12 protein-coding genes and 1 pseudogene are annotated in these 12745 nt (G+C 36.0%); 4 read left to right on the forward strand and 9 right to left on the reverse strand.

Annotated features, from left to right (window positions below; translation table 11 throughout):
- The first annotated feature begins 142 nt into the window (after positions 1–142).
- Both ACFWDE_RS23885 and ACFWDE_RS23890 read left to right on the forward strand, forming a co-directional pair.
- Positions 143–847, forward strand: coding sequence for a nucleotidyltransferase family protein (locus tag ACFWDE_RS23885; protein ID WP_377895146.1), 705 nt, complete (start codon positions 143–145; stop codon positions 845–847).
- A gap of 234 nt (positions 848–1081) precedes the next feature.
- Positions 1082–1501: a VOC family protein gene (locus ACFWDE_RS23890; RefSeq protein WP_215571762.1), complete on the forward strand. Its 420-nt coding sequence runs from the start codon at positions 1082–1084 to the stop codon at positions 1499–1501.
- Positions 1502–2002: 501 nt separating this feature from the next.
- Here ACFWDE_RS23890 and ACFWDE_RS23895 read toward each other — a convergent pair.
- The 7 genes from ACFWDE_RS23895 to ACFWDE_RS23925 form a co-directional block, all read right to left on the reverse strand.
- Complete coding sequence (locus ACFWDE_RS23895) at positions 2003–2461, reverse strand: SRPBCC domain-containing protein (protein ID WP_002147085.1); 459 nt, start codon at positions 2459–2461, stop codon at positions 2003–2005.
- A gap of 70 nt (positions 2462–2531) precedes the next feature.
- Positions 2532–3506 carry a helix-turn-helix transcriptional regulator gene (locus tag ACFWDE_RS23900; RefSeq protein WP_377895149.1) on the reverse strand — a complete coding sequence of 325 codons (975 nt, stop codon included), beginning with the start codon at positions 3504–3506 and terminating at the stop codon, positions 2532–2534.
- A gap of 272 nt (positions 3507–3778) precedes the next feature.
- Positions 3779–4381, reverse strand: coding sequence for a hypothetical protein (locus ACFWDE_RS23905; protein WP_377895150.1), 603 nt, complete (start codon positions 4379–4381; stop codon positions 3779–3781).
- A 73-nt stretch (positions 4382–4454) separates the two neighbouring features.
- Positions 4455–5237 (reverse strand): 3-hydroxy-5-phosphonooxypentane-2,4-dione thiolase, encoded by a 783-nt coding sequence (lsrF, locus tag ACFWDE_RS23910; protein WP_377895152.1) that lies wholly within the window; start codon positions 5235–5237, stop codon positions 4455–4457.
- Between the two features lie 6 nt (positions 5238–5243).
- A complete protein-coding gene (locus ACFWDE_RS23915) occupies positions 5244–5606 on the reverse strand; it encodes a cupin domain-containing protein (RefSeq protein ID WP_002147097.1) in 363 nt (120 codons plus the stop codon).
- 25 nt (positions 5607–5631) lie between these two features.
- A complete protein-coding gene (gene lsrK, locus ACFWDE_RS23920) occupies positions 5632–7194 on the reverse strand; it encodes an autoinducer-2 kinase (protein ID WP_377895156.1) in 1563 nt (520 codons plus the stop codon).
- The gene (locus tag ACFWDE_RS23925) at positions 7194–8126 is read right to left on the reverse strand and encodes a sugar-binding transcriptional regulator (RefSeq protein ID WP_377895157.1); all 933 of its coding nucleotides are present in this window, start codon (positions 8124–8126) and stop codon (positions 7194–7196) included. Before ACFWDE_RS23925 ends, lsrK begins: the two co-directional genes overlap by 1 nt.
- Positions 8127–8302: 176 nt before the next feature.
- Here ACFWDE_RS23925 and ACFWDE_RS23930 point away from each other — a divergent pair.
- Positions 8303–8755, forward strand: a pseudogene (locus ACFWDE_RS23930) (substrate-binding domain-containing protein); the annotation flags it as partial.
- A gap of 177 nt (positions 8756–8932) precedes the next feature.
- Here the strand turns inward: ACFWDE_RS23930 and ACFWDE_RS23935 are convergent.
- A complete protein-coding gene (locus ACFWDE_RS23935; protein WP_377895159.1) occupies positions 8933–10435 on the reverse strand; it encodes a malate:quinone oxidoreductase in 1503 nt (500 codons plus the stop codon).
- A gap of 420 nt (positions 10436–10855) precedes the next feature.
- On the opposite strand from ACFWDE_RS23935, the gene ACFWDE_RS23940 reads away from it, so the two are divergent.
- A complete protein-coding gene (locus ACFWDE_RS23940; protein WP_377895161.1) occupies positions 10856–11902 on the forward strand; it encodes a DUF2332 domain-containing protein in 1047 nt (348 codons plus the stop codon).
- Between the two features lie 362 nt (positions 11903–12264).
- On the opposite strand, the gene ACFWDE_RS23945 is transcribed toward ACFWDE_RS23940, so the two are convergent.
- Positions 12265–12745: hypothetical protein (locus ACFWDE_RS23945; protein ID WP_377895162.1), on the reverse strand; the 481-nt coding region annotated here is incomplete at its 5' end.

Here is a 12745-nt window from a genome sequence, read left to right on the forward strand (position 1 = left end):
TAGCAGTGTGTATAATGGAAATGTATGAGAAAAAATATAATTCAATATCGTTTAAAAGGTGTTTGCTTATTTTAGAAACTGAGAAATATCGATCTATTCTTATAAGAATTATATTACGCGCTCGATAACTTGGAGGATAGAAATGATAGAAAACCTTTCATTTATTACATATGAAAACCATAAAGAGTTAGTACATAAAACTCTAAATGAACATATAGCTAGAAATGAATTAAGTGGATTAATGCTTATCGGATCTGTCGCAAGAGGTGATGCTTGCCCTGAATCGGATTTAGACTTCTATATTCTTTTAGAGGGCGGACAAAAGAAAGATTTTCATTCTGAAATGAGAGATGATATTTTAATTGAATATAAGTATGCAGATTTTAATCAAGTTCAATTAAAATTTAACAATAATCCAATGGAACTATATTCTTTTTTAGAAGGTAAAATTTTATTTGATAATAACGGTGAGTTGAAAAGGTTAAAGGAAATAGCACAACATAAATATGAAAACTATGCTGTTTCTACTGATAAAGTTAAGGGCATTGCTCATTGGTTAAATAGTTCGCGCATTAAAATTCAGTCTGCTTTGAAAGTAAATGATGAGTTAAAAGCTTCATATATAGTTCATACATCAACTTGGACACTCATAGAAGGTATATGGATCATTAATAATAAGCCAGCACCTCCAGCTGGATCTGTTTTGAAGTATATACAAGCACTATCTAATAGACCAAATAATTTTGATGAGTTGATTAATAAAGTGTTTTTAGGGGATACGCCAGAGCGGATTTCTTCAGCAATTTTCTTGATTGAGTGGATTTTAATGAATTTGGAGAATAAATAATAAAGCTAATACGATTGGTAACCTTTATCGGTAAATAGATATTCCATTCCGAATCGTTCGTATAATTTCATTCGCTGTATTCCAAATGTTTCATAAAAAAACGTTCTAGACGATAGAAAAAAGTATTAGACTATTAAAAAATGAACACTTGAATACAACCCCTTTAACATTCAAGTGTTATTAATATGGGGCAATACACTTCTGTGTAATCCCTGTTTAAAAGGAGATGGGTAAATGAGGTTGAATCATTTAAATCTATGTGTTGATGATTTATCAGAAGCTAGACATTTCTTTGAAACATTTTTTGATTTTCAATTTTTGGAACAAAAGGGAAAGGCCCTTGTAGTGATGAGTGATGAGAATGGATTTATACTTGTGCTAAGTGATCCAAAAGCATTTAAGGGGAATAAGGAAGTTACGTATCCTGAAGCTTTTCATATTGGTTTTTTAGTGGAAACTTCAAGTGAAGTTGATCAAGCATATAATCGTTTAGTAGCCGGCGGCATTGAAATAGACAAGGAACCTTATTCGATGAGAGGTAGTAGTTATGGTTTCTATTTTTCAGTATTTAATGGCTTATTAATTGAAGTGTCTTGCCTTGACTATAGAGATGGTAAGAAAGTTTCAAAACTAAATAGCATTCATCAAGAGTAATTGTTTGAAGGTGTATATATAGCCCCTTATCCAGCTTGGGAAGGGGCTTGTTATCATAATGCTCGTTATTCAAAAAGCTAAATTTAATCATTTGAACTACTCTCACTTAACAGGTTAACTAGCTGTTTTTTTTAGTTAAGGTAAATAATAGGGGAAATATGGAGGTATCAATGTGTTGGCTTGAAATAAAGTTTAATCAAAAACACTCCACAAACCCATATTATATGGTAAATAAGAATAATCCATTTTGAAAAGAGATTAATCAAAATGGATTATTCTCTAGCAGTTTTCAGTTATGGTGTTATAAAAAAGTTTAATCATTTTCTCAAAGAAATCAGTTATATAGAAAAATTCTAGGTCACGGTTAAGTTTTTTAAGTCACATTTAAGTTGTTTACTTCACAATCAGTGAGCTAGGCCAAAAAACATAATTCTTAAAATACAAATTCGTTCAGGAGCTGAAATCCAATATTTTCTTTCTGTTAAATCATTTATGATGGACCTATGAGATTTCACCAAAGTCTAGTGTACTTCCTGTTTCTACTAAAGTCTTTGTATTATTTAATATCATCCACCAGGCCTTGTTGCTGTTTTCATAATAAGGATCATCTTCTTTCCATTGGTCATGAATGAGTATTAATTTCGTGCATGATCCAATAGGCTTTAGAATATAAGAAATTCTTGACTCAAATGCACGATCATCTTTCATATAAGACTTTCCAGGATAGTGAGTAAATCGAAGTAACTGATTTGGTTCATATTCCAATACGTTTCCGTATACATGCACCGTTTCATTTCCATCTAATCCAGGACCTACATATTCCAAGAGATCGCCCACTTGGAATGTAGATCGAATGATGGACCCATAATAAATTTGTTTTGTACCCTCAGGAGAGATCAATGCCTTCCAAACTGCCTCTGGTGAGCCTGCAATATAAAATTCATACATCAAATTCTTCATGATTTTTATGCCTCCTAAAAATTTAATTCGCTACATGTACATTATAAAAAAACTTCACTGACAATTACGGTCAGTGAAGTGAAGGGTTTTTATAATGATTGAATAATTCAAAGCTGATAGTTGCCAATCTTTCTTGTAATAAAGTTGGTTCCAGAATGCTAATAGATTTACCGTAAGGGAGAAGGAAGTAAGGTACAAAAGTATGAATAGACTCTATATCAACCTTAAAAAGAGCTTGATTGTTTTTTCGTTCTATTAAAGCATGGTTAAATAACCAATGCTGACATAAATCATCAAGCGCATGTGGCATGCCTTGGATACGGACAGAAATGAGTTCTTTAAGTTGGTTTGAATCAGGTAAAATGTCTTTTAGAAAGAAAGAACGCGCTGAAAATTCCAAGGGCCGATCAAATTTTTTATCTGTTCTGGATAATGATTGAATACGATCGATTCGAAAACTTCGAATTTCTTTACGCAGATGGCAATAAGCCACTGTGTACCACTTGCCTTTCCAATAAACAAGACCATAAGGATCAATATGACGTGATTGAGGTTCGATTTCTCCACCCTTATGATAAACAATAAATAACCTATAACTTTCGGCAACAGAAATTTCTAAATCTTGAAGAATAGATTTCAAAGAGGGTTCGACAGTAGGATGGATGACTTCAAACCCTCTTAAATGACGATTGATATGATTCAATTGTTCCTCATTTGTATACATTTTCAATTTAGAAATTGATGCATCTAGCGCTTCACTAAAGGGATACCCTGCATCTATTGCAAATTTTGCAGCATGGACAAGCGCTTTCTGCTCATCCAAATTAAAAAACAAAGGTGCCTTTGTAAACTCATTCAGTAAACTGTACCCACCATTATGCCCTGCATCTGAAATAATTGGTACTCCACTTGCACACAGAGCATCAATATAGCGGTACACCGTACGAATACTGATTTCTAATTCCTCTGCTAATTCCTTAGCAGTCAATTGTTTTCTCGTTTTGAGGAGCCATAAAATAGAAAGCATGTTAACCATTTTAGACATATATAGACATTCCTTTCGCAAAGATTCAAGATAAGCATTCTACATTAGTATAAAACATTCTGCTTCTCTATTAATCATATTCCAATTACACAATCTGGCCCTTTAGTGGAGTAACTTTATTACTACCCAATAGTTCCTTAATCAGCCTTTCAGTTCCGATCTTCTTTTCATTTTTCACTATTAATACACGCCTTTAGATAAATAGATTAAAAGGGATACAATAACGCATCTTTTAGTCAGAAATCCGACTTATGAGACAGCTCCTTTATTTATTAATCTAACTGAATTTCAAATTCAAGCACAGCTTGATCTTTCATAAACGGCATACTTTGGTCTTTAAATCGTAAGCTTATTCCAGACAAATTATCAGGAAGAGCAGGAGATACAATAAATTGGTAGCTCACATGTCCATCTGTTCCAGTCCATCCTTCTGCCCAGCAATCGTATGTAGTATTTATAGATAATTCAACAAGGCTATGTGTATTTATCTCATTAAGTGTTTTGTTTTTTGAATCCCATTCTTTATATAAGTAAATTACGCTAGCATTAGAATATTGACGAATAAAGGTTACAGTATACACAGTTCCTTTATGTTCATAAGTTTTTAAAATGGGTATATGTTTTTTAAACTTAGTCGGTTCGACGTGAGGTTTAAATTCTTCTTCATCCATCATGGAAGAGAATAATGAATTTAAATAGTCTGGATAAAATCCGTACTGCTTTGCCCAATTAGAAGTAGCCTCATCAGGCGGAAATCCTGGGTTCCCATTCGAAAGTTCTTTTCTTTCTTTTAATAGGGCGCAAATTTTTTCATCAATAGAGTATAAGCGTTCATCGTAATGATCAGTAGGGCGTTCAAAAGACATTCGTTGCATAATCATTCCTCCTTTTCTTTTAGTTTAACAAAAGATGACAGACTACTGTAATACATAGTCTGTCATCTTCACATTAATTTTTCACATCATTATATAGTTCCAGCGCCTCTTTCACATTCAATCTATTTTTCACAATGCCATGAATTGCTTGAATCATCGCAGCTGGATGTTCGGACTGCCATATGTTTCGGCCCATGTCTACTCCGATTGCGCCTTCTTGCAGCGCACTGTACGTAATGTTTAATGCGTCTTCGATTGAATCTAGTTTTGGGCCGCCCGCGATTACGACTGGGGCAGGGCAGGTACTTGTGATTTTTTCGAATCCTTCGCAGTAATACGTTTTAATAATGTCAGCTCCCATTTCAACACATACGCGGGAGGCGAGTGCTAGAAAGCGAGCTTCACGTTTTTGTAGCTCTTTCGCAACGGCGGTAATACCGAGTACTGGCAGGCCATAATCGTGAGCTTCAGATACTACATTTGCGAGATTTGAAACGGTTTGTGTTTCATAGTCTGATCCAATAAAGACAGAAACGCCGACGCCAATTGCGTTTTGTTTTACTGCTTCTTTCACAGGTGTAACAATTGTTTCATTCGCTAAATCTTTACCGACTACAGTTGCTCCGCCTGATACACGCATAACCATCGGCGTGTTGCAGTTTTCAGGAATGCACGAGCTGAGTACACCTCGTGTTAAAAAGAGGGAGTCTGTATATGGAAGCAAGTTTTTAACTGTTTCTAACGGTTGTTCTAGTCCGTGAATCGGTCCTAAAAAGTAGCCGTGATCTATCGCTAACATAACCGCTCTGCCGTCAGGTAAAATTGTGTTTAATCGATTTTTAAATCCCCAAGTCATTAGGAATCACTCCTTTGTTAATGTTGGATTTTCAGTTTGTACTGTATCTTTATTTGGTAAATGTGGTGACTTTATAAAAACAGCTTTAAAAGGCTTATCGGAATGGTTAATAAGATAGTGAGATTCATGAGGGCGAACTTGCAAGACATCTCCTTGTTTTATTGGAATTCTTTCGTTATTTACATAGAAATCTATTTCGCCTTCTAACGCATAGAAGACTTCTTCGCACGTTGTATGATAGTGATTTTGAAACTCTTGCCCAGGCTGAATAACGACTAGGCCAAGATCGATATTTGGACCTTGTATTAAATATTTAGGCCCGTTATCACCGAAGCGATAGGTGAAATCATCTTCATTCACTTTAAGCATAGAAATCACTCCTTTATGTAATGTGTTACAGCGCACCTGGCGCAATCCACATATGTGAGGTGAGCCCTTTATCGGCTAAAGCGAGCTGACTGTCATATACGGTTTTCCATGTTTCATAGAATTCCTTATAGAGTTCATGATTTTCAGTGACTGGCTCGAATGTGCTTTCCCACTGTACAAACTGTTTGGCAGTCTCTTCCATAGATGAATATATTCCAGCGCCAACACCAGCAGCAATTGCAGTTCCTAAAGCAGCTGCTTCTTTCACAACGGGTACTTTTACAGGAATGCCGAGTACGTCTGATAGAATTTGAGACCATAGTTTTCCTTTAGCACCACCGCCAGCAAAAACAACTTCAGAAGGGAATGTACCTGTGAGATTTTCAATTCGTTTTAAGTTTCCAAGTGTAACGAAGGCGGCATTTTCTTCAATAGCGCGGAACATTTCTTTCTTCCCACATTTGTCAGCATCTAAGCTTAAATTTAAAAAAGAAGGTGCGGCATGACGCCAAGAAATATAGTTCATGACGTTTGAGAAAGTAGGGATAATGCCATGTGAGCCGACAGGTACGTCTTTCGCTTGTTCTTCTAACAATTCATATGCATCTACACCGAGTTTTTCAGCGAGTTTCTTTTCTTCTTGGCAAAAAGCATCTCGAAACCAGCGCATAACGAGGCCTGGGAAAAAGGCGATCGTTTCATATTGCCAAAGGTTAGGAACGACATGGCAATTTACGCGAATCGCAGCATGCGGATCCGTTATTGGTTCAGTAATGTTAACTTCTTGCTGCCAAAAGCTACCCCCGCATATTAATGTTTGATTTTGCTTAACAACTCCAGTTCCGAGTGATGCCATTTGAGCATCACCGCCGCCAGCAACGACAGGAGTTCCTTCATGTAATCCTGTTAATTCAGCACTTCGTTTTGTGATATTCCCAATAGTTGTACCGGCTTCATTTACTTTTGGAGAAAAGGCTAGAGTAAGACCGCATTGCTCAGCAATGGAGTTATCCCAAGCTCTATTTTGTAAATCGAATATACCGGACGTACATCCATTTGAAGAATCAATTTGCAGTACACCGCACAATTTATATAAAATCCAATCGTTTAACATCGTAAAGGAATGAATGTTTTTGTACACGTCTGGTTCATGTTTTTTAATCCAAAGTAAGCGAGGTAAAGCACCTAACGAAAAAGTTTGACCGGATTTTCTATATAAATCTTCTTCAATTTCGGAACGTATTTGTTTTAGTTCACTAACTTCCGCTGATGCGCGGCCATCAACATTTGCACAAGCCCATATTTCTTGCCCGTTTTTATCGTATAAAACAAAGCCTTCGCGCATGCTCGTTGCACTTATGCCTTTAATAGAATAGGGGGACGTATTACTTTTTTGCAGCACATCCTTTGTACATTCTTGGACGAGCTGCCAATTTTCTTTTACATCAAAATTCATAGAACCGGGATAACGACTATCGGATTTATGAATCCATTCTTTTTGACTGACTGCAAGCTGATTTCCTTGTAAATCAAAAAGGACTGCTCGAATACTTCCTGTACCAGCATCGTAAGCTAATAGAGTAGACATTAAGAGTCACCTTCCTTTCTTAATAAGGAGAGAGCAGTTTCTTCATCGGTAATTAATGTATGAATGAATTTTCCTTTTAAGGCGCCGAAAATTGCGTCTAACTTTTCAGTGCTGCCAGCTACACCAACGACATGTTTCATACTTTGAAGAACAGAGAGTGGTGTGCCGATAAGACGGTTATGATGGGGAAGCTCTAATTGTTTTCCATCAGTATTATAAAATTGACCTAAAATATCTCCGGCTCCGTTCTGACTACGTATATATGTCATTTCATGTAGCGTTAATTTTTCTTCTTTTACAATTGTGGCATCTTGAGATAAACCTCCAATGCCGACTACTGCTGTATCAGCAAGTGAAGCGACGTGAAGCATATCTTTCACGCTCGGTTCTGATAGAATACTTTGTGCCATTTCGGTTGTGGATGCTAGAAAAGGGGTAGGGATAATGTGAAGATCTCCTTGCATGTAGTTCAAATAGTTTTGTTTCCTCGGAATATAGTGGTTAACACCGCCTGTAAGAGTAACGATTGAAAGATTCATAGAACTTTCAAAGTGGATGTTTTCTAACATGTTACTGATCGTCTCTCCCCAGCCAATGCCGAGTAAATTGCCTTGTTGCAGATGAGTTTCTAAATATTGTGCGGCAGCTTTTCCGAGTGAAGATGCATAATCTTCTGTTGGCGTTGGAATAACGAAAGCATCTTTTAGATGGAACTTTTTCATAAGGTCACGTTCAATACTTAAACAGTGCAAACCAGTACCTTTTACGTGAAAGGTGACGACACCTTCCGTCCGTGCTTTATCTAACAACCGAACGACTTTATTGCGTGAAATGTGAAGAAGTGAAGCAATTTCTTGCTGGGTTAATTGATCTTTATAATAGTACCAAGCTACTTTTGTTAACAAATTGTCTTCAAAGTTCAGCTGTGACATGCTCTTCATCCCTTTCAACAATTGACCACTGCTTAAACATATGTGTTCGTTATTTTGTTTATTCCAGTTGAACCAATCGGGCGTTTACGGGCAGTTGATCTCCCACCTAACTTCTTTGCTCCAGCCGAATTTTGAGGTGGGAGTCTTATTGCCCGTTAATGCGGGATAAATAGTCTGGTGAAAATAATGCGCAAAAATCTTTATCAGTAGGGGAGAGTATTTTAAAAACATATCCGGATATTAACGCAGTAATATTTCCAGATGCAACAGCACTTCCAGCGATGGCGCAAGCAACTGAGAATTTGAAAATGGATAAGAAAGTAGTCGTAACTGGGTTTTCGACACCGAACGTTATGCGTGATTATGTAAAACGAGGAACAGTACAACAATTCGGATTATGGGATGTTAAACAACAAGGTGCACTCGCAACTTATGTTGCAAATGAAATTGTTGTAAAAGGGAAGAAATTAAAAGTAGGGGATAGCTTCGAAGTAAAAGGAATCGGCAAAGTGAAAGTAGAGCCAAACTCTATTCAAGGGTATGACTATGAGGCGGAAGGAAACGGTATTATCGTACTTCCTGAACGAGTTGTATTTACGAAGGATAATATCGATAAGTATAATTTCTAGTTGAGAGTTAACGGGGATTTGTCATGTATTGTCGGGAAGTCGATATCCCTTGTCGAATCGCTGACATATTGAAAAAATCGCCGATATAATTTTAGTCACTATATTTCTTCGTCAGACATAATAAAAACGTCCGAATATATCGGACGTTTTTATTATGTCGTTTTTAAAATCTATTCATTAATTGTGAACAGCTTCTTTTTCATTTAACCCAAGTGTGCGTCCTGTTGAAGCGTGAAGCTCTTGGAACAGTCTTGGATTTTCCGTAAGTGACACGCCGTAAGAAGGGACCATTTCTTTTATCTTTGGCTCCCATTCTAGTATACGTTCTGGGAAGCATTTTTCTAATACTTCAAGCATAACGTGAACAGCAGTAGAAGCACCTGGAGAAGCACCAAGTAACGCAGCGATTGATCCGTCATTTGCACTAACAACTTCTGTACCAAATTGAAGTGTTCCTTTACCGCCTGCATCAGTATCTTTAATTACTTGCACACGTTGTCCAGCAACGACAGTATCCCAATCTTCACTTTTAGCGTTCGGAATAAACTCACGTAATTCTTCCATACGCTTTTCGTGTGATAACATAACTTGTTGGATTAAGTATTTTGTTAATCCCATTTCTTTTACACCAGCTGCTAACATCGTTAAGACGTTATTCGGTTTTACAGAACCAATTAAATCAAGGTTTGAGCCAGTTTTTAAGAATTTAGGTGAGAAGCCTGCAAATGGTCCAAACAGTAAAGCTTTTTTGTTGTCTATATATCTTGTATCAAGGTGAGGTACAGACATTGGCGGAGCACCAACTTTAGCTTTTCCGTATACTTTTGCATGATGCTGCTCTACAACTTTTTGGTTTTTACATACCATAAATAGTCCACTTACTGGGAATCCTCCAATATGTTTTGACTCAGGAATACCAGTCTTCTGAAGTAGAGGTAGACTACCGCCACCGCCGCCGATAAAGACGAACTTTGCAGTATGGTGTTCGATTTTACCACTATTCATATCGTGTACTTTCACTTCCCACAAACCGTTCTTCGCACGTTTAATATTTTCAACACTGTGTTTGTAGTTTAGTTCGACATTTTTAGTTTTTAAGTAATCAAACAACATGCGTGTTAACGCACCAAAGTTAACATCTGTTCCAGAATCAATTTTCGTTGCAGCCACCGGTTCATTAGAGCTACGGCCTTCCATAATGAGTGGAAGCCATTTTTTTAATGTATCAGGAGCATCAGAAAATTCCATTCCTTGGAATAGAATGTTTTTTGAAAGCGCTTCAAAACGGTTTTTTAGAAACTCCACATTTTTTTCTCCTTGCACCAAACTCATATGAGGTAGTGGCATAATAAAATCTTGTGGATTACGAATTAAGTTTCTCTTAACAAGATACGCCCAAAATTGTCTTGAAAGTTGAAATTGCTCATTTACTTTTACAGCTTTACCAATATCTATAGACCCGTCAGATTTTTCGGATGTATAGTTAAGCTCACATAGCGCAGAATGTCCTGTACCAGCATTATTCCATTCGTTAGAACTTTCTTCTCCGGCATTAGCGAGTTTTTCAAATACTTTAATTTCCCATTCAGGTGCCAATTCTTTAAGTAATGATCCTAACGTTGCGCTCATAATTCCAGCGCCAATTAAGATAACGTCTGTTTTTTGCTGCATGTTGCTCATGATAATCTCTCCATCCCCTATATTGGCAAAAAAGAGTAGGTGTTTTAATATCTAAGCCGTAAAAAGAAAACACCGCCTAGGCCCCACCTAGGTATTTACCTTTTTTGTCTCAATTATATAACCATCTCATAGTCTATTATAATAATTAATAGACTAAAATATCTAGTGTTATCTGATAATTTTAAACTATTTAACGTTTTATTTCATAGAATTCTTCTGTCATAAGGGTAAAAAGCATAGTAGTAAAGCGGAATTTGGAGAAGAATTCCAGTTTGATGTTATCCCAAAAAAATTTCTATTTTTATGTCTTATCTTTGGAAACTAGTAAAATTCTATTTTTGTAACATCAAATTTGACAAAATAGAGTAAATGACAAATTAATGGTAAGATTATTCTGAAAATAAAACAGGAGGGATACCAATGCTTACAAAAGAACAAGTTGCAAACTTATTTCGGGATTTTTCTGTAAATGAATGTAAAGGATCGAGTTTTTTATACGAATACTTATCAATAAAAATTTCTGAAGATGAGGAAGTTCTTACGTTAGCTTTCAATGCACAACCTGGTCAGCCAATCCCGAACTTATTATTAGGTGCGGTCCATTATTTATTGTTAAAAGGAAAAGAACACAGTTTAAAAAGGTATTATTATAGTTTAGTTGAAGATGCTGATACAAATTTTGAAAATGCCTTTCATCAATTTAAAGATTTTTGCCATGTATATCGTGAAGAAATAATTACTTTATTACAAACGAAACTCGTTCAAACGAATGAAGTAAGACGATGTGCCTATTTGTATCCAAGTTTCTGTTACATATTTAATAAAGTGAACAAACCGTTAGCGTTAATAGAAATTGGTACAAGTTCAGGATTACAACTATTTTGGGATCAATATAGTTATTCATATGGAATGGAAGAAGTGTATGGAAATACACAATCGAATGTTCATTTAACCTCTGAAATAAGAGGGGAGAATATGCCGAATCTGCTAAAACAAAGTCCACCTGTCGTAGAAAGAATCGGACTAGATTTACACGTGAACGATTTAAATGATGACGAAGACTATTTATGGTTACGAGCGCTTATTTGGCCAGAACATAAAGAAAGACTGGTACTATTCGATCAAGCAGCAGAACTTGTAAAAGAACAATCAGTGCAATTAATTGAAGGAGATGGTGTAGTGCTTCTACCATCCATTGTAGATCAAATAAGGGAAGATGCAGTGATTTGTATTTTCCATACACATGTAGCGAATCAAATACCAGAAGGTGTGAAACATACGCTAGAAAAACAAATTAAAGAAATTGGTGCAAAACGTGATGTATTCCACCTATATAACAACATGTGGGACCGGGACCTTCATATTGATTATTATATTAATGGAAACGAATATTGTGAAACGGTTGGGGAAACAGAAGGGCATGGAAAATGGTTTAGTTGGGGGTTTGGGGATAAGACGTTATGCTAAGGTAACTCTACTGGTCATGGGCTTTATCATGTATATTTCAAATCAATAAGATGAGGGAAGAATCTTGAATAGTTTGAACAACATGGAGAAAAAAGCTAAATCACGGTATAAATGGTTACAGGAATAAAAATATAAGTAGCACACAAAAATGCTTGGGAGAAATCCAAAGCATTTTTTGAATCATTATGTAATTCTTTTAAATTTAATCACTCGTTTAAGAGTCACATTGTAATAAATATTCGTACAAGAAAAATACAGTAAACGAAACTTAGAAATTAACCTGCTAATTTAAATGATGATAATGTATATTGTTATGCTAATTTGTAAACTATCTTCGATACTTCTCCACAAAAATCAACTTTTTATTTATTGGTAAACTCATCGGGTGTCCAAGTAGCGATTTCATTACCTGGTGCAGCAACTACAAGCCAATCCTCACATTGGACCCCAGCTTGCCAACATTCATAATAGTCATGAAAACCATTTACAAACAAGATTTGTCCGTTCTCAAGTAGGATAAGCAAATGTGGAGTTTCCTTACCTAATTGCACGTCTATAACTTTCTGCCTTCTCATGTTAAAAATTCTATTATATTCTTCTTCTTCGGAATAATCGTCAAATTCATCCTCATTAGAAGGGTACTTTTCTGGTGGAGTATTAAATAAAAACCATTTCGATTCGATGTTGATATATAATTGCCCATCATAATCAACTGCAGCTTCAAAATTTGTAAAATGAATTTTTATAGTTGTTGGAGAAATACCAAATTGCAATCCATCAACTTGTGCTCCTATGAAGAGATGTTTTAATACATTTTCAGCATAAAGGTTGTCTTCTTTGTTC

The organism is Bacillus sp. NPDC060175, assembly GCF_042728695.1.
Lineage (GTDB): Bacteria > Bacillota > Bacilli > Bacillales > Bacillaceae_G > Bacillus_A.

Bases quoted from the DNA above. Each gene is read 5' to 3' on its own strand.
- ACFWDE_RS23885 (WP_377895146.1), top strand. From the start codon at position 143: ATGATAGAAAACCTTTCATTTATTACATATGAAAACCATAAAGAGTTA.
- ACFWDE_RS23890 (WP_215571762.1), top strand. From the start codon at position 1,082: ATGAGGTTGAATCATTTAAATCTATGTGTTGATGATTTATCAGAAGCT.
- ACFWDE_RS23895 (WP_002147085.1), bottom strand. From the start codon at position 2,461: ATGAAGAATTTGATGTATGAATTTTATATTGCAGGCTCACCAGAGGCA.
- ACFWDE_RS23900 (WP_377895149.1), bottom strand. From the start codon at position 3,506: ATGTCTAAAATGGTTAACATGCTTTCTATTTTATGGCTCCTCAAAACG.
- ACFWDE_RS23905 (WP_377895150.1), bottom strand. From the start codon at position 4,381: ATGCAACGAATGTCTTTTGAACGCCCTACTGATCATTACGATGAACGC.
- lsrF (WP_377895152.1), bottom strand. From the start codon at position 5,237: ATGACTTGGGGATTTAAAAATCGATTAAACACAATTTTACCTGACGGC.
- ACFWDE_RS23915 (WP_002147097.1), bottom strand. From the start codon at position 5,606: ATGCTTAAAGTGAATGAAGATGATTTCACCTATCGCTTCGGTGATAAC.
- lsrK (WP_377895156.1), bottom strand. From the start codon at position 7,194: ATGTCTACTCTATTAGCTTACGATGCTGGTACAGGAAGTATTCGAGCA.
- ACFWDE_RS23925 (WP_377895157.1), bottom strand. From the start codon at position 8,126: ATGTCACAGCTGAACTTTGAAGACAATTTGTTAACAAAAGTAGCTTGG.
- ACFWDE_RS23935 (WP_377895159.1), bottom strand. From the start codon at position 10,435: ATGAGCAACATGCAGCAAAAAACAGACGTTATCTTAATTGGCGCTGGA.
- ACFWDE_RS23940 (WP_377895161.1), top strand. From the start codon at position 10,856: ATGCTTACAAAAGAACAAGTTGCAAACTTATTTCGGGATTTTTCTGTA.